This window comes from Mycobacterium triplex (assembly GCF_000689255.1).
Taxonomy (GTDB): Bacteria; Actinomycetota; Actinomycetes; order Mycobacteriales; family Mycobacteriaceae; genus Mycobacterium; species Mycobacterium triplex.
This window is the reverse complement of record NZ_HG964446.1, coordinates 1,477,852-1,493,613: the sequence shown is the minus strand read 5'-3', so window position 1 is coordinate 1,493,613 and position 15,762 is coordinate 1,477,852. Positions and strand designations below refer to the sequence as shown.

Annotated in this window: 16 protein-coding genes; 10 read left to right on the top strand and 6 right to left on the bottom strand. The window is 66.3% G+C overall.

Features of this window, described 5'->3' with window-relative positions; translation table 11 throughout:
- The first annotated feature begins 11 nt into the window (after positions 1 to 11).
- From BN973_RS07025 to BN973_RS06985, 9 genes are all read left to right on the top strand, one after another.
- The gene (locus BN973_RS07025; RefSeq protein ID WP_036466825.1) at positions 12 to 1,547 is read left to right on the top strand and encodes an ATP-binding protein; all 1,536 of its coding nucleotides are present in this window, start codon (positions 12 to 14) and stop codon (positions 1,545 to 1,547) included.
- Between the two features lie 29 nt (positions 1,548 to 1,576).
- Positions 1,577 to 2,422 carry an LLM class F420-dependent oxidoreductase gene (locus BN973_RS07020; protein WP_036466822.1) on the top strand — a complete coding sequence of 282 codons (846 nt, stop codon included), beginning with the start codon at positions 1,577 to 1,579 and terminating at the stop codon, positions 2,420 to 2,422.
- A gap of 22 nt (positions 2,423 to 2,444) precedes the next feature.
- Positions 2,445 to 3,311, top strand: coding sequence for an LLM class F420-dependent oxidoreductase (locus tag BN973_RS07015; RefSeq protein WP_036466819.1), 867 nt, complete (start codon positions 2,445 to 2,447; stop codon positions 3,309 to 3,311).
- A 26-nt stretch (positions 3,312 to 3,337) separates the two neighbouring features.
- Entirely contained in the window at positions 3,338 to 4,333 is a 996-nt protein-coding gene (gene rfbB, locus BN973_RS07010) for a dTDP-glucose 4,6-dehydratase (RefSeq protein WP_036466817.1), read from the top strand.
- A gap of 1 nt (position 4,334) precedes the next feature.
- The gene (gene rfbC / locus BN973_RS07005; protein ID WP_036466814.1) at positions 4,335 to 4,946 is read left to right on the top strand and encodes a dTDP-4-dehydrorhamnose 3,5-epimerase; all 612 of its coding nucleotides are present in this window, start codon (positions 4,335 to 4,337) and stop codon (positions 4,944 to 4,946) included.
- A 110-nt stretch (positions 4,947 to 5,056) separates the two neighbouring features.
- A complete protein-coding gene (locus tag BN973_RS07000) occupies positions 5,057 to 6,160 on the top strand; it encodes an acyltransferase family protein (protein ID WP_051641144.1) in 1,104 nt (367 codons plus the stop codon).
- Positions 6,161 to 6,274: 114 nt separating this feature from the next.
- Positions 6,275 to 7,354 (top strand): acyltransferase family protein, encoded by a 1,080-nt coding sequence (locus BN973_RS06995; protein ID WP_036466812.1) that lies wholly within the window; start codon positions 6,275 to 6,277, stop codon positions 7,352 to 7,354.
- A gap of 106 nt (positions 7,355 to 7,460) precedes the next feature.
- The gene (locus tag BN973_RS06990) at positions 7,461 to 8,591 is read left to right on the top strand and encodes an acyltransferase family protein (RefSeq protein WP_084163319.1); all 1,131 of its coding nucleotides are present in this window, start codon (positions 7,461 to 7,463) and stop codon (positions 8,589 to 8,591) included.
- Positions 8,592 to 8,628: 37 nt separating this feature from the next.
- Positions 8,629 to 9,702, top strand: a complete 1,074-nt coding sequence (locus BN973_RS06985; RefSeq protein WP_036466810.1) for an acyltransferase family protein — start codon at positions 8,629 to 8,631, stop codon at positions 9,700 to 9,702.
- Here BN973_RS06985 and BN973_RS06980 read toward each other — a convergent pair.
- The 6 genes from BN973_RS06980 to BN973_RS06955 are packed head-to-tail and all read right to left on the bottom strand — an operon-like array spanning position 9,653 to position 14,120.
- Positions 9,653 to 10,060, bottom strand: coding sequence for a hypothetical protein (locus BN973_RS06980; protein ID WP_036466809.1), 408 nt, complete (start codon positions 10,058 to 10,060; stop codon positions 9,653 to 9,655). The two genes, BN973_RS06985 and BN973_RS06980, sit on opposite strands and share 50 nt — an antisense overlap.
- A complete protein-coding gene (locus tag BN973_RS06975; protein WP_036466806.1) occupies positions 10,057 to 10,986 on the bottom strand; it encodes a metallophosphoesterase family protein in 930 nt (309 codons plus the stop codon). The genes BN973_RS06980 and BN973_RS06975 overlap by 4 nt, the downstream gene beginning before the upstream one ends.
- Positions 10,983 to 11,387: a cupredoxin domain-containing protein gene (locus tag BN973_RS06970; protein ID WP_036466805.1), complete on the bottom strand. Its 405-nt coding sequence runs from the start codon at positions 11,385 to 11,387 to the stop codon at positions 10,983 to 10,985. Before BN973_RS06970 ends, BN973_RS06975 begins: the two co-directional genes overlap by 4 nt.
- A gap of 30 nt (positions 11,388 to 11,417) precedes the next feature.
- On the bottom strand, positions 11,418 to 12,104 hold the full coding sequence (locus BN973_RS06965) for a Rieske (2Fe-2S) protein (RefSeq protein ID WP_036466804.1): 687 nt from the start codon (positions 12,102 to 12,104) through the stop codon (positions 11,418 to 11,420).
- Entirely contained in the window at positions 12,101 to 12,652 is a 552-nt protein-coding gene (locus tag BN973_RS06960) for an RNA polymerase sigma factor (protein ID WP_036466802.1), read from the bottom strand. Before BN973_RS06960 ends, BN973_RS06965 begins: the two co-directional genes overlap by 4 nt.
- 43 nt (positions 12,653 to 12,695) lie before the next feature.
- A complete protein-coding gene (locus tag BN973_RS06955) occupies positions 12,696 to 14,120 on the bottom strand; it encodes an NAD(P)/FAD-dependent oxidoreductase (protein WP_036466799.1) in 1,425 nt (474 codons plus the stop codon).
- Positions 14,121 to 14,241: 121 nt separating this feature from the next.
- Here BN973_RS06955 and BN973_RS06950 point away from each other — a divergent pair, with 121 nt between their 5' ends.
- A complete protein-coding gene (locus BN973_RS06950) occupies positions 14,242 to 15,762 on the top strand; it encodes a CoA-acylating methylmalonate-semialdehyde dehydrogenase (protein WP_036466797.1) in 1,521 nt (506 codons plus the stop codon).

Sequence of the window (15,762 nt, the reverse complement as noted above, 5' to 3'; positions counted from 1 at the left end):
GTCGCGTGTCAATGACCGCCACTACGCCGTGTGAGCCCGACGAGCTGCGCAGCCTGTTCCTGTTCGAGGCGCTGACCGACGAACAGCTCGCGGTGCTGTGCGCCAACGGCTGCATCGAGGAGTACCAGCCGGGGCCGATCTGCGTGGAAGGCGAACCGGCGACCTGCTTCTACGTGCTGATCGAAGGCGAGCTGGCGATGTCCAAGCTCTCCGGCGGCCAGGACATCGAAACCAACCGCACCTCGCAACGCGGGGTGTACGCCGGCGCGTGGCGGGCGTTCACCGGCGGCAAGCAGAAGACCTACGACGCCTCGGTGCACGTGACCAAGCCGTCGCGGTTTTTCGTGATGGACGCGCCCGTCTTCGCCCAGTTCATGCGCGACCAGTTCCCGATGGCCGTGCACCTGCTCGACGGCATCGCCGTCGGCACCGACCGGACGCGGCGGATCATCGACAACCGGGAGAAGCTGCTGGCGCTGGGCCGGCTGTCGGCGGGGCTGACCCATCAGCTCAACAATCCGGCCGCCGCGATCTCACGGGCCGCGTCGGATCTGCGCGAGCGGGTGGCCAACATGCGCCACAAGCTGGCGATGCTGGCCGACGGCACCATCACGCCCGAGGCGTTGAGCGCCCTGGTGCACCTGCAGGAGCGGGTCGCCGAGCAGGTCGCCAAATCGGGTTCTCCAGGCGGGCAGCACCTGAGCGCGCTGGAGACCTCCGATCGCGAGGACGCCGTCGGCGACTGGCTGGAAGACCACGGCATCGACGGCGGGTGGGACATCGCGCCGACGTTCGTCGAGGGTGGCGTCGACACCGATTGGCTGGAGCGGATTTCCACGGTCACCGACGAGCTCGCGTCGGCGACGTTGGAGCAGGCGATCCGATGGATCAACTACACGATCGAAAGCGAGCTGCTGATGAACCAGATTCTGGAAGCCAGCAAGCGGATCTCGGCGCTGGTGGCCGACGCCAAGCAGTACTCGCAGCTGGATCGCGCCCCGTTCCAGGTGGCCAACGTGCACGACCTGCTGCACAGCACGCTGGTGATGTTCGCCGACCGGCTGACCAAGGACGGCAGCAAGGACGGCAGCAAGGACGGTAAAGCCATCAACCTGGTGAAGGAGTGGGACCGCTCACTTCCCGAAATCCCTTGCTATCCAGGCGATCTCAACCAGGTGTGGACCAACATCATCGACAACGCGCTCGCCGCGATGCGCGATCAGGGTGGCACGCTGACCGTGCGCACCTGCCGCTACGGCGACAACATGGCCCGCGTCGAAATCTGTGACACCGGGCCGGGAGTCCCCGCCGAGATCCGCGAGCACATCTTCGAACCGTTCTTCACCACCAAGCCATTCGGCGAGGGCACCGGCCTCGGGCTGGACCTCGCATTCAACATCGTCGTCAAAAAACACCGCGGCGATCTGCGGGTGGAATCGGTGCCCGGCGACACCCGGTTCATCGTGCTGCTGCCGCTGGAAAAGCCGCCCGTCCCCGACGCCGCCGCCGTGGACGACGACGACCTGGACGGCGCCGACCCGGAATAGTGCCGCCACCCGCCGGGGTTGGAGACGGCATGACCGATGCAGCTGCACGCAAGCCCGATCTCGGCCGGTTCGGAACGTTCGGACGTGGCGTAACCCCTGCGCAAGCCAAGGAAATCGAATCCCTCGGCTACGGAGCGGTATGGGTCGGCGGCTCGCCACCCGCCGAGCTGGCCTGGGTGGAGCCCATCCTGGAAGCGACGAGCACGTTGCAGGTGGCCACCGGAATCGTGAACATCTGGACCGCGCCGGCCAACGAGGTGGCCGAGTCGTTCCACCGCATCGACAAGGCCTACCCGAACCGCTTCCTGCTCGGCATCGGCGTCGGTCACCGCGAGGTGATCAGCGAATACCGCAAGCCCTACGACGCGCTGGTCGAATACCTGGACAGACTCGACGAGTACGGCGTGCCCGCGCATCGCCGGGTGGTGGCGGCTTTGGGCCCGCGGGTCCTCGGGGTCTCGGCGCAACGCAGCGCCGGCGCGCACCCGTACCTGACCAGCCCGGAGCACACCGCGCAGGCCCGCGAGCTGATCGGCCCGTCGGCGTTCCTGGCGCCCGAGCACAAGGTGGTGCTGACCACCGACTCCGATCAGGCCCGCGCCGTCGGGCGCAAGGCGCTGGACTTCTACTTCAACCTGGCCAACTACCGCAACAATTGGAAGCGGTCCGGCTTTGGCGAGGACGAGGTCGTCCGCCCGGGCAGTGACCGCCTGGTCGACGCGGTAGTGGCCTACGGCACCCCCGACGCGATCGCCGCACGGCTGCACGAGCACCTCGCCGCCGGGGCCGACCACGTGCCCGTGCAGGTCCTCACCAAAGATGAAAACCTGGTCTCGGCTTTGGCCGAACTGGCGGGGCCGCTCGGACTGAAGTAACCAACCGCGGAGGGGGACCTCGATGAACGACGCCAGAGCACTCAAGCCCGACCTTGGCCGCTACGGCGCCTGGCTGCCGACCCGTTCCATCACACCCGAACTGGCCGCCAAGATCGAAGCCCTGGGGTACTCGGCGGCCTGGGTCGGCGGATCACCGGACGCCGAGCTGGCCTGGGTGGAACCGGCGTTGGCACAGACCAACTCGCTGCAGCTGGCCACCGGCATCGTCAACATCTGGACGGCCGCGGCCGCGCCTGTGGCCGAGTCGTTCAAACGCATCGAAAATGCTTACCCGGGAAGGTTTTTGCTCGGTATCGGGGTGGGCCACCCCGAACACACCCAGGAGTACGCCAAGCCCTACGCCGCACTGGTCGGCTACCTGGACGCCCTCGACGAGGCGCTGGTGCCGACCAGCCGGCGGGTGCTCGCGGCGCTCGGGCCCAAGGTGCTGGCGCTGGCCGCCGAACGCAGCGCCGGCGCCCACCCGTACCTGACCACGCCGGAGCACACGGCCAGGGCGCGCGAACAACTCGGCAATTCGGTGTTCTTGGCCCCGGAGCACAAGGTGGTGCTGACCACCGACCGCGAGAAGGCGCGCGAGGCCGGCCGTCAGCTCGTCGGGCACTATCTGGGGCTGAGCAACTACGTGAACAACTGGCTGCGGCTGGGGTTCACCGAGAACGACGTGCGCGCACCCGGCAGCGACCGGCTGATCGACGCGGTGGTGGCCTACGGCACCCCCGAGGCCATCGTGAAAAGGCTGCGCGAGCACCTGGATGCGGGCGCCGATCACGTGGGCATCCAGGTGCTGGGCGGCTACGACGAAGAGACGCTGCTGCCCGCGCTGAGTGAACTGGCCGGACCGCTTGGGCTGACCCCCGCAAGCTGACCGCGACCCTCGGTTAGGGTTTGACCATGCGGCTGCTGGTGACCGGTGGCGCCGGTTTCATCGGCGCGAATTTCGTGCACAGCACCGTGCGCGAGCGTCCCGACGTTTCGGTTACGGTGCTCGACGCGCTGACGTACGCCGGGCGGCGCGAGTCGCTGGCCGGTGTCGACGACGCCATCGAGCTGGTCGAGGGCGACATCTGCGACGCCGAACTGGTTTCGGCGCTGGTCGCCGAATCCGATGCGGTGGTGCATTTCGCCGCAGAGAGCCACGTCGACAACGCGCTGGACAACCCCGAGCCGTTTCTGCACACCAACGTGGTCGGCACCTACACGATCCTGGAGGCGGTACGGCGCCGCGGGGTGCGGCTGCACCACATCTCCACCGACGAGGTCTACGGCGACCTGGAACTCGACGACCCGCAGCGGTTCACCGAGTCGACGCCCTACAACCCGTCGAGCCCGTACTCGGCGACCAAGGCCGCCGCCGACATGCTGGTCCGGGCCTGGGTGCGCTCGTACGGGGTGCGCGCCACGCTGTCCAACTGCTCGAACAACTATGGGCCGTATCAGCACATCGAGAAGTTCATCCCGCGCCAGATCACCAATCTGCTGACCGGGCGGCGGTGCAAGCTGTACGGCGCCGGCGCCAACGTGCGCGACTGGATTCACGTCGACGACCACAACAGCGCGGTGTGGCAGATCCTGGACAAGGGCCGGATCGGGGCGACCTACCTGATCTCGGCCGAGGGCGAGCGAGACAACCTGTCCGTGCTGCGCACGCTGCTGCAGATGATGGGTCACGACCCCGACGACTTCGACCACGTCACCGACCGCGTCGGCCACGACCTGCGCTACGCCATCGACCCGTCCCTGCTGTATGACGAATTGCACTGGGCGCCAAAGCATACCGACTTCGAAGAGGGATTGCGCGAAACCATCGACTGGTACCGGGCCAACGAATCCTGGTGGCGTCCGCTCAAAGACGCATCGGAAGCCCGCTACGAAGAACGGGGTCAGTGACATGGAAGCCCGCGAACTCAAAGTCCCCGGCGCCTGGGAAATCACCCCGAAGATTCACGGCGATTCCCGCGGCATGTTCTTCGAATGGCTCAAAGACACCGATTTCAGGGCCTTCGCCGGCCATGGGTTGAACGTGCGGCAGGCCAATTGCTCGGTGTCGGCCGCGGGCGTGCTGCGCGGTCTGCACTTCGCCCAGCTCCCACCCAGCCAGGCCAAATACGTGACCTGCGTGCGCGGTGCGGTGTTCGACGTGGTGGTCGACATTCGGGTCGGCTCACCGACGTTCGGCCAGTGGGACTCGGTGCTGCTCGACGACAAAGATCACCGGACGATCTACCTCTGCGAAGGCGTCGGGCATGGTTTCCTTGCGCTGGAAGACAATTCGACGGTGATGTACCTGTGCTCGGCGGAATACAGCCCGCAGCGCGAGCACACCATCCGCGCCACCGACCCGGCGCTGGGTATCGACTGGCCGCTGGTCGACGGCGCCGCCCCGAGCCTGTCCGAGCGCGATGCCGTCGCCCCCGGCTTCGACGAAGTGCGCGCGGCCGGCCTGCTGCCCACCTGGGAGGAGGCGCAGCGTTTCGCCGCGCAGCTGCGTGGCGAGGCCTGAAGCCAAGCGATCGAGCCTTTTCCGCAATTTCCTTTTGCCGCTGCGTTGCGTGACGTTACGATGGCCGACAATGCGGGGGCCAGCGGGGGCCGAACGACAGATTCACATTGATGAAACTCGCGCAGGCATTCGATCCCCGCAATAACGCCCTGAATGTCTGGCGCCTGATATTAGCGACGGGCGTGATCTTAGAACACGCGTGGCCCCTCACCGGCCGCCACTTGCGGCCACCATTTGACCAGCTCATTTCGCAGGTCTGGGTCGACGGCTTCTTCGTGATTTCGGGTTTCCTGATCACCTCGAGTTGGGTGCACAATCCGCGGCTTCGCGAATTCGTCGCAGCCCGGGCACTGCGCATCTTTCCCGGATTGTGGGTCTGCCTACTCGTCGTGGCGTTCGTAATCGCTCCGATCGGCGTGGCAATCCAGGGCGGTCCGGTCGCGACGATTTGGTCGTCCACCGCACCGATCGAATACGTGCTCAATAACGCCGTGCTGAATTTCTTCCACGTCGGTATCGCGGGAACGCCGACCGGCGTCCCGTGGCCGGGTGTGTGGGACGGTCCGCTGTGGACCCTTGCCTTTGAACTGATGTGCTACGTCGCCGTTGCCGTCGCCGGGCTCGCCGGGCTTCTCAAACGCCGCTGGCCCGCCCCGGTGGTGTTCGGGTTGGCGGTCGCCCTGTCGGCCGTGGTGTCTTACCCGATTATGAAGGTCGAAACCATTCCGCAAATGGTCACTCGTTTCGCCGTGGTGTTCGCCGCCGGAGCAGTGCTGCATCAGTACCGGGACGTGATCCCGGCTCGCTGGTCGCTGGTCGCATTGAGCGCCGCCATCGTCGTCGCGGCCGGCGTACTGGTGCCCAACTACCGGGTCATCGCGGCTATTCCGCTGGCTTACGCGGTTGTCGTCTCGGGCGCCCTGATCCACAACCCGCGGTTGAGACTCCGCACCGACCTCTCCTACGGCGTGTACATCTACGCGTGGCCGATGCAGCAATTGCTGGTCATCTGCGGCCTCGGCTTCTTGCCTCCGATTCCGTTCACGATCGTCGCCGCGCTGTCCACCCTGCCGCTGGCCGCGCTGAGCTGGTTCCAGGTGGAAAAGCGCGCGTTGGCGCTGAAATCCCGCTTCAAGCACGACGGCAAGCCCGCGAACACCGTGACAGATGTCGCTGCCCCGCATCCTGCTCGGGGAATCGCGGGCGCCGCGTAGTCATGTCGCCGCGGGACTCCCTCGCCGGGGCGGCATTCGACTACCTTGGGGAATTCGCGCCGATACCATGGCCGACAATGGGGCCGGGGTCGTCAACAGATACAGATAGGGCACATGAAGCTAGCGCACGTTTTCGACCCCCGGAATAACGCACTGAATCTCTTCCGGCTCGGGTTGGCCGCCGAGGTCATGCTGTTCCACTCCTGGCCGGTGACCGGCCGCACCCCTCCGCACGTGCTGCTTCAGCTCCTTTTCGCGGTCGGCGTCGACGGGTTCTTTGCGATCTCCGGATTCCTGATCACCGCGAGTTGGCTCAACGACCCGAAACTGCGGGACTTCCTCACCGCCCGCGCACTGCGCATCCTGCCCGGGTTCTACATCTGCCTGATCGTCACCGCGTTCGTGTTCGCCCCACTCAATGTCGCGATCACCGGCGGCTCGGCCGCGAAGTTGCTGACGTCGTTCGCCCCGGTCGAGTACGTCTTGAAGAACAGTGCCGTGGCCTACCTCCAGCACTACGTCGGCGGGACACCGGTCGGGGTCCCGTTCGCCGACGGCGGCTGGAACGCCTCCCTGTGGTCGCTGGTCTGGGAGCTGATGTGCTACCTCGCCGTCGCCGCCATCGGCGTTGCCGGACTTGCCAATCGACGCTGGGTTTCACCAGTTCTGTTGATAGTGGCTGTCATTGGTGCGGCGTTGCTGCCGCCGCTCACCTTTCCCGGCGTGTGGACCGTCCCGCAGCTCGCGGCGCGCTCGGCGATCATGTTCGCTGCGGGTGCGCTGCTGTACCAGTGGCGCGACGTGATTCCGGCCCGGTGGTCACTGGTGGCGGTGAGCGTCGTCATCGTCGTCGTCGCATCCGCCCTACTGCCGGATTATCGGGTGGTCGCGGCCCTTCCGCTGGCGTATGCCGTTGTCGCGTCGGCCATCATGCTGCACAACCCACGCTTGCGATTGCGGACCGACCTGTCCTACGGCGTCTACATCTACGCGTTCCCGACTCAGCAACTGCTGGCCAGCTGTGGGCTTGCGACGCTGAATCCGATAGTGTTCGCCGGACTTTCGACGCTGGCCGTCGTACCACTGGCGGCGCTGAGCTGGTTCCTGATAGAGAAGCCCTCGCAGTCGCTCAAGAAGCGGCTCAAGCGAAAGTGGTCCGGCTCTGAGCTCGCGGAAGCCAATCCTTCCGCCTAGGTACCGTCTTTGCTGCGGCGCACGTCACTTTGTCGCGCGCCGGGTGTGTCCGCCGGTGACATTATGATGGCGTCACATGGGGTTGGTGACCGCGAGGCGAACGCGGATGAAACTGGGGCAAGCATTCGATCCGCGAAACAACGCGCTCAACGCGTGTCGGCTGGTGCTGGCGAGCGAGGTGGTCCTGTGGCATTCCTTCCCGGTCACAGGTCATGCCGTGTCGTCCAAGCCGGTTCTGCAGCTTCTCTTCTCGGTCGGGGTGGACGGGTTCTTCGCGCTGTCAGGGTTTCTCATCACCGCGAGTTGGCTCCGAAACCCGCACCCGCGAGAATATTTCCTCGCGCGAGCTCTTCGTATCTTCCCCGGGCTCATCGTTTGCCTGGTGGTGACCGGGTTTGTGTTCGCCCCGCTCAGTGTGGCGATGCAAGGGGGTGCGGCCACGAAGCTTTTAATGTCAAGCGCGCCAACCGAGTACGTTTTGAAGAACAGCACTCTGCTGTCGGCGCTTGCGCTGGATGTAGGCGGAACACCGAGAGGTGTCCCGGAGCACGGCGTGTGGAACGCCTCGGCGTGGACCTTGATGTGGGAAGTGCTGTGCTACCTAGCCGTTGCCGGCATCGGACTGGCCGGGCTGGCGAATCGCCGCTGGCTGCCGCCGATGATCTTGGCGCTCGCCGTGTCTGGGTCGATATTGTTGCCGCCCCTGACCTATCCGGGACCGTGGACCAACCTGCAGATCGCGGTGCGCTTCACGATCATGTTTTCGGCCGGAGCGACGCTGTATCAGTGGCGCGACGTGATTCCGGCCCGGTGGTCGCTGGTCGCGGTGAGCGTATTCGTCGTCCTCGCATCGAGCCTGCTGCCTGACTACCGCACAGTCGGTGGACCCGCACTCGCATATGCCGTTATCGTTTCGGGGTCGCTGATCCATTCCAAACGGCTGAATTTGCGCACGGACCTGTCGTACGGCACCTACATTTACGCATCTCCGATTCAGCAATTGATGGCCGTCGGCGGACTTACCAGCCTGAACCCCTTGCTGTTTTTCGTGATCGCGACGGCCGCCACGCTGCCGCTGGCCGCGCTGAGCTGGTTTCTCGTCGAGAGGCCCGCGCAGGCTCTCAAAAGCCGGTTCAAGCAAAAGCCGACGAAGCCGAGCCTTACCGAACATATCGAATCGCACAATGCCGATCTCAGTCTGTATCGCCGAGTCGCAAAGGTGGGATTGCGGCGATAAGCTAACGCCCGGGAGTGCGGACGACTGGTGACGGCGTATGAAACTGGGGCAGGCGTTTGATCCACGACGTAATGCACTGAATGCATTGCGGCTAGCGATGGCAATCGAGGTGATCCTGTGGCACTCCTTTCCGGTGCGGGGCGGCGCGCTGCCTGCCACGCCGGTACGGCAATTGCTGTTCTCGGTGGGCGTCGACGGGTTCTTTGCCATCTCGGGTTTTCTCATCACCGCGAGCTGGCTGAACCATCCGAAGCTCCGTAGCTTCCTGGCCGCTCGAGCGCTGCGCATCCTCCCCGGGTTCTACGTCTGCCTGGCAGTTACCGCGTTGGTGATCGCGCCGATCGGCGTCACAATGCAGGGTGGATCGGCAGCACGACTGCTGCTGTCCGGCGCACCATTCGAATACGTCGCGAAAAACAGTGCGGTAGCGCTACTTCAGCTCGACATCGGGGGAACACCGGGCGGACTCCCCTATCCAGCCGTGTGGAACGCTTCGTTGTGGACCCTCATCTACGAAGTGCTGTGCTACGTCGCGGTAGTCGCACTGGGCCTGGCCGGGTTCGCTGACCGCCGGTGGACCTCGCCGGCCCTGCTGGCGCTCGCGCTGGTGTTGGCGGCGTGCCTGCCACCGATGACCTATCCCGGGACGTGGAGCAACGCGCAATGCATCGCGCGCTTCGCCGTCATGTTCGCGGCAGGTGGCGTGATGTACCAGTGGCGGGACGTGATTCCCGCTCGATGGTCACTCGTCGCGGTGAGCATCGTCATCGTTCTCGCGGCCAGCCTGCTGCCCGATTACCGCCTGATCGGCGCCGTCCCGCTGGCGTACGCCCTGATCGCTTCGGGCGTGCTCATCCACAACAAGTACTTGAGGCTGCGGACGGATCTGTCCTACGGGGTCTACATCTACGCCTTCCCGGTACAGCAGTTGCTCGCCATTGGCGGGCTCATCAGCCTGAATCCTGTTGTGTTCGCTATACTTTCGACGATGGCGACCCTGCCGCTGGCGGCACTGAGCTGGTTTCTGGTCGAGAAGCCCTCGCGGACCCTCAAATCCCGGCTCAAGCAGAAGTGGGCCGGCGCCGAGGTCGCCGAAGCCAGCCGAGCCTGACGCCACCGGGGTAACCGGAAAGCGTCCCCAGCAGTACGGTCAGCGCTTCGGCTGCCACGCTGATCGCCGCGTACGGAGCCGGATCCCAACCGTACTCGCTGAACCCGAAGAGCCCGGCGGTTCGCGACAGTGCGAAGGCCACCAGCGATCCGCCGGCGATCGCGGCGGCGGTCCAGCGCAGCCACCAGGGGCCGCCGAGAAGGATCAGCACGGCCACCGCGAACGAGACGCTGGCCTGGACCAGGAACCCGGTGCCGATCGTCGGAATGTGCTGGTAACCATGAACATAGAGGTAGGCGTGACTGGCGGCGCCGGCGAGCAACGACGCGGCGAAGCCGACCCGGATCAGGATATTCATTGCAGCCGCTGCTCCTTCAATGCCAGGGCGGTTTCGCCCTTGGTGTAACTGACCTCACGGATGCCCAGCGCGTCGTGCAGCTTTCCCGCGGGCAGCGTGACCGGCTTGGGCGCCGGCCCGTCGCCGGGACGCGGCAGCGGATAGGCCGTCGTCGTCCCGCTGTAGAACGACACGGTGCCCTCCATCTTGGAAAACAATTGGTGCACATGCCCGTTGATGCATGTCACCGATGCGAACCGGCGCAGGTAGCTGAGCGCCTGGGTCGCGTCGTCGGTGCCCCAGCCCCAATCCGGGTACATCGCGAACAGCGGGATGTGGCTGAACACGATGATCGGGGTGTCATTGGAGAGCCCCGCGACATCCTTCCTGACGAACTCCAGCTGATCGACACCCAGATGCCCGAGCTTGCGCAGATTCAGCGTGTTCACCAGTGCGATCACGTGAACGCCGGCGGCGTCGAAGCTGTACCACCCGTCCCCCACCGATCCCGCGCCGAACACCGTGCGGTACTTCTGGCCCGCGTCGTCGACCGAGTCGTGCTCCCCCGGCACGGTGAACACGTGCGGCGTGTGCAGCCCGCTCATCAGCTGTTTCACCTGGTCGAACTGCGCGGGGGTGGACAGGTGGGTGAGGTCGCCGGTGTGGACGACGAAATCCGGTGTGTAACCGAGGTTATTGATCTGATCGATGGCGTGGCCGAACGAGCCGGACACGTCCGGGTTGGGGGCACCGGTGAAGCCGATGTGACTGTCGCTGACCTGAGCGAAGCGCAGGGCGGGCCGGATGCGCGCACGCTCGGCCGCGGCGGCACCGGCGACATGCGAGATCACCTCGCCGCCGGCGACGGTAAACCCGACCGCCGCGCCGAACCAAGCGCCATGGCGGATCAACTGGCGGCGACTCATCACGTTCGGATCACGCGTCATTGCGTCACCATCACGGTGCCGTGCATCATCGGGTGAATCGAGCAGACATAGTCGAAAGTTCCTGCGGTGGAGAAGGTGTGGGTGAAGCTGGCCCCCGTCCCGATGCCGGGGGAGTGAAACGACCCGTCGCTGGCGACCACCGTGTGCGGTTCTTCGTCACGATTGATCCAGGTGACCGTGGAGCCCGCGCGGACCGTGAGCGTCGCGGGCGCGAACGCGAAGCCGTCGATGGCGACCCGGTCGCCGCTCGCGGGCGGTGCGGTGATCGACGGCGTCGCACCGGATCCCGGCTTCGTCGTGACCGACGCATGCAAATCGGGCCGCGACGCAGAGCATCCGGCCAGCAGCAGCACTCCCGCCGCAAGCAACACCGAAGGTTTTCGATACGAGATGGCTGTCATGCCATCTGATAGCAGGGGTGGTTACACCGCTTAGGCCGGCTGTTCTGGATACGACGGGGCGAGCACCTCGACGGCGCCGTTGATCTCGCGAACCATCAATGTGGGCAACGGCTTTGGGGCGATAGGCAGTTGATGCGTGAGCACCTCTCCGGCAGGGGAGAACGAGGTCGAGTGGCACGGGCAGCGCAACCTGTCCTCGGGCGCGTCGAACCACAACTTGCACCCCTGATGCGTGCACACCCCGGATACGGCCTCGAGCTTGCCGTCGACACGGCGGACGAATCCGCTGACCGAACCCAGCTCGAACGCGTGCATGCGCCCGTCCGGCACGTCCGAACTCGCCGCGACGCGCTGCCAGGTTCCGTCGTTGGGTGTGAGTTGTCCCGCAACGGCGGGCCCTTCGGTGATGCCCCCGATTACTGCTCGATCGACGGACACCGCGGTGACCGCGGCGGCGGCAGCTGCGGACGTGCCGACGATCACCTGCCGGCGCGTGGTGCTCCGCTTGGGCGCCGGCGTGTCGGCCATTTGTTCGGCGAGACGCCGATGCAGGTCGGCGAGGAATTCCCGGCGCGGGGCGGCGTCACCCTGCCCGGCAGCCCGCAGCTCGATCGCCGTGCGGATCGCAGCGGCCTCAAAGTCGTCGGGCGCAAACGGTTTTGGTTTGCGGCCTCGCAGCATGTCGTCGACGTAACGACGCAACCCTCGCGCGTTCATGACTGGCCCCCATCGTTGACCTGTGCCGCCAGCCGCAGCGCACGATGTTGGAGCACCTTGGCGTTGGCAACGCTGATTCCGAGTTCCGTAGCTGACTCCTTGATCGAATTTCCTTGCAGGAAACGTAGTTCCAGTATCCGGCGATAGCGGTCCGGCAGATTCTCGAGGACATGGGCGACGCGCGACGGCGCGGTGCTGATCGCTTCCTCGCTATTGGGCGGTTGCTCGATGTCCTCCTCGATCGAGGTTATCTCCCGGCCCAGGGTCTCGCGCCAGTGCGCGGCCAGCACCGTGCGCGCCGTGGCCCGCAGGTAGGCGCGCACCTCGCCGACGCTCGCGGTCAGTCGCAGCGGCCGCAGCGCGGCCAAGAACACCTCGGCGGTGAGGTCCTCGGCGTCCGCCCGGTTGCCGACCCGGGCGAACAGCGTCCGGTACACCCACTCCGCGTTGTCGGAGTACACCGCTTCCCAGTCGGGGTAGCCCTGAAAGCCTGAGTCGGGGACCGCGCGCAGGGGGCGCGGGCCCGCGGGTTCGTTTTGTGCCGTCACAATTCTGCCTCACCCGATGAATATCAGCGGGGGTTACACGCGGTCAGGGCGAGGCGAGCGACGGTTCATCGACGGCCAGCTCGTCCAGCTTCGCGGCGGTGGCGGACAGGACCGTCTTGGCCACCCTCAGGATCCGCTCGCGCACCCGGGGTTTGGCCGAGGCCGGGGGCAGCAGCTGGCCCACCAGATGACCGAAGAGGTCCAAGCGCGACGCGGCCAGCCAGGCGGTCAGCTCGGGGTCGTCGAACCAGCGCAGCTGATTGCTGTAGTCGGCCAGCGCGACGCGCAACCAGTCCGAATCGGTGTCGGGGTGCGGCAACGGCACGCACAGCTGGTTGCGAGTGACGTCGTCGGGATAAGCCGCCTCCACATGCGCGATCAGGGAGGCGCTGAATATCTGCTGGCACCCACGCACGCTTTGCAGCGTGATCCGACCGGGCTCGAAAATGGGGGTGGCAGGGCGCTTTTCGGCGCCGTCGGCGGTGCAGTCGATGTAGAGCGGGCGCCCGTTCACCGTCACGTCGCCGCCCTCGAGGACCATCTTGTCGTCCTCGACGGCCAGCAGGTGGCCCTTGCGCACGACATCGCCGATGCGGCGCAGCTGGTCGAGTTCGGCCCGGGTGACGGTCGCACACCGGTACATCGTCGGCCGCACCGCGGGGTCTATCCGTAGCAGGGTGCCGGCGTCCTCGAGGCGGGCGAACAGATCGTCGGGCGACGTGGCGTCCCTGATCGCGCGCAGCTGCGCGATGAAGCCGGCTTTGATCCGGTCCGCGAACGTCGACCCGGGCTGCATCGCCGCGCGATCCAACAGCCACGAGTCGCGGGGCATGATCCAGGTCAGGCGCTCGGGCGCGACGCCGTGGCCCAGCAGCCACAGGCAGGCGTCGATGCCGGTCTTGCCGGCCCCGACGACGACGTAACGGTCGTGGGCGCCGCGTCCCGGCAGCTCGTTGGGCGCGACGCAGGCGATGCCCGGCGCGAGCCGATACGGCGGCGGGCGCATCGCGGGCACCACCACTCGCATGTAGGTGGCATCGACGACCCGGCGCGCCACGTCCACGGTGTACTCGTCACCGGCCAGCGTGACGAAACGGCCCGCGCCGAGGTATTCGCTCATCGGGAAGTAGCGGACCCGCTCGGTCGGCACCAGTTGCCGGCGCATCACGTGGGCGTAGTAGGCGCACACTTCTGAACCGGTCGCCAGCTCGTAAAGCCCCTTGTTCCAGCCGGCGGCGTCGATGGCGTCGCGGCCGAGCCGAAGCGAGTTGACGCCGTAGAACGCCGACGGCTGATGCAACCGGACGAACGGGTAGGCGGCGGTCCAATGCCCACCCGGCGCGTCGTTGCGGTCCACCACCACGACGCCGGCCTCCGTCGCTGAAGTCTCTGTGACCAGCGTGTCGAGGAACGCCATACCCATGGCGCCCGCGCCGACGACCAGGTAGTCGGCCTCGATCGTGTGCATACCGGCCTCAACGCTAGACCGCGCCGTCACGACAGGTAACCCGCCTTGCCAAGGTCAGAACCCGGTTACTAGGATATGCAAGTATCCGCTCACCCACGCGAACGACACTCAAGGGCACCCCATGACCACACAGATCCCGCACTTCATCGACGGGAAGCGCACCGCAGGCAAGTCCAGCCGCACCGCTGACGTCTTCAACCCCAGCACCGGCGAGGTGCAGGCGAAGGTCGCGATGGCCTCGCAGGCCGACGTCGATGCGGCCGTGACCTCCGCCGTCGAAGCCCAAAAGGGTTGGGCCGCAACGAATCCGCAGCGCCGCGCGCGGGTGATGATGAAGTTCATCGAGCTGGTCAACCAGAACATGGACGAGCTGGCCGAGCTGCTGTCCCTCGAGCACGGCAAGACCGTCCCCGACGCCCGCGGCGACATCCAGCGCGGCATCGAGGTGATCGAGTTCGCCATCGGCATCCCGCACCTGCTCAAGGGCGAATACAGCGAGGGTGCCGGCCCGGGCATCGACGTCTACTCCCTGCGCCAGCCGCTGGGCGTGGTCGCGGGCATCACGCCGTTCAACTTCCCGGCCATGATTCCACTGTGGAAGGCCGGGCCCGCCCTGGCCTGTGGAAACGCGTTCGTGCTCAAGCCCAGTGAACGCGACCCGTCGGTGCCGCTGCGGCTGGCCGAGATCTTTCTCGAGGCCGGCCTGCCGCCGGGCGTGTTCCAGGTCGTGCAGGGCGACAAGGAGGCCGTCGACGCGATCCTGCACCACCGGAACATCAAGGCGGTCGGCTTCGTCGGCAGCTCCGACATCGCGCACTACATCTATTCGACGGCGGCGGCCAACGACAAGCGCTCGCAGTGCTTCGGCGGCGCCAAAAACCACATGATCGTGATGCCCGACGCCGACCTCGACCAGGCCGTCGACGCGCTGATCGGCGCCGGCTACGGCAGCGCCGGCGAGCGCTGCATGGCGATCAGTGTCGCGGTACCCGTCGGCGAGCAGACCGCGGATCGGTTGCGCGCCAGGCTGATTGAACGGATCAACAACCTGCGCGTGGGCCACAGCCTGGACCCCAAGGCCGACTACGGCCCGCTGGTCACCGAGGCCGCGGTGGCCCGGGTGCGCGACTACATCGGTCAGGGTGTCGAGGCGGGCGCCGAGCTGGTGATCGACGGCCGCGAGCGGCGCAGCGACGACCTGACCTTCGGTGACGCCAACCTCGAGGGCGGGTTCTTCATCGGGCCGACCCTGTTCGACCGCGTCACCCCCGACATGTCCATCTACACCGACGAGATCTTCGGGCCGGTGCTGTGCATCGTGCGGGCCCACGACTACGAAGAGGCGCTGCGGCTGCCGTCCGAGCACGAATACGGCAACGGTGTCGCGATCTTCACCCGCGACGGTGACGCCGCCCGCGATTTCGTGTCGCGCGTCGAGGTCGGCATGGTCGGAGTCAACGTGCCGATCCCGGTGCCGGTGGCCTACCACACCTTCGGCGGCTGGAAGCGCTCCGGCTTCGGCGACCTCAACCAGCACGGCCCGGCGTCGATCCAGTTCTACACCAAGGTCAAGACCGTGACGTCGCGGTGGCCGTCCGGCATCAAGGATGGCGCCGAATTCGTCATCCCGACAATGGATTAG

Coding starts and splice junctions, on each gene's coding strand:
- BN973_RS06950 (WP_036466797.1), top strand. CDS start 14,242: ATGACCACACAGATCCCGCACTTCATCGACGGGAAGCGCACCGCAGGC.
- BN973_RS07025 (WP_036466825.1), top strand. CDS start 12: ATGACCGCCACTACGCCGTGTGAGCCCGACGAGCTGCGCAGCCTGTTC.
- BN973_RS06990 (WP_084163319.1), top strand. CDS start 7,461: ATGAAACTGGGGCAAGCATTCGATCCGCGAAACAACGCGCTCAACGCG.
- BN973_RS07020 (WP_036466822.1), top strand. CDS start 1,577: ATGACCGATGCAGCTGCACGCAAGCCCGATCTCGGCCGGTTCGGAACG.
- BN973_RS07015 (WP_036466819.1), top strand. CDS start 2,445: ATGAACGACGCCAGAGCACTCAAGCCCGACCTTGGCCGCTACGGCGCC.
- BN973_RS07000 (WP_051641144.1), top strand. CDS start 5,057: ATGAAACTCGCGCAGGCATTCGATCCCCGCAATAACGCCCTGAATGTC.
- BN973_RS06985 (WP_036466810.1), top strand. CDS start 8,629: ATGAAACTGGGGCAGGCGTTTGATCCACGACGTAATGCACTGAATGCA.
- BN973_RS06975 (WP_036466806.1), bottom strand. CDS start 10,986: ATGACGCGTGATCCGAACGTGATGAGTCGCCGCCAGTTGATCCGCCAT.
- BN973_RS06965 (WP_036466804.1), bottom strand. CDS start 12,104: ATGAACGCGCGAGGGTTGCGTCGTTACGTCGACGACATGCTGCGAGGC.
- rfbB (WP_036466817.1), top strand. CDS start 3,338: ATGCGGCTGCTGGTGACCGGTGGCGCCGGTTTCATCGGCGCGAATTTC.
- BN973_RS06980 (WP_036466809.1), bottom strand. CDS start 10,060: ATGAATATCCTGATCCGGGTCGGCTTCGCCGCGTCGTTGCTCGCCGGC.
- rfbC (WP_036466814.1), top strand. CDS start 4,335: ATGGAAGCCCGCGAACTCAAAGTCCCCGGCGCCTGGGAAATCACCCCG.
- BN973_RS06995 (WP_036466812.1), top strand. CDS start 6,275: ATGAAGCTAGCGCACGTTTTCGACCCCCGGAATAACGCACTGAATCTC.
- BN973_RS06955 (WP_036466799.1), bottom strand. CDS start 14,120: ATGCACACGATCGAGGCCGACTACCTGGTCGTCGGCGCGGGCGCCATG.
- BN973_RS06970 (WP_036466805.1), bottom strand. CDS start 11,387: ATGACAGCCATCTCGTATCGAAAACCTTCGGTGTTGCTTGCGGCGGGA.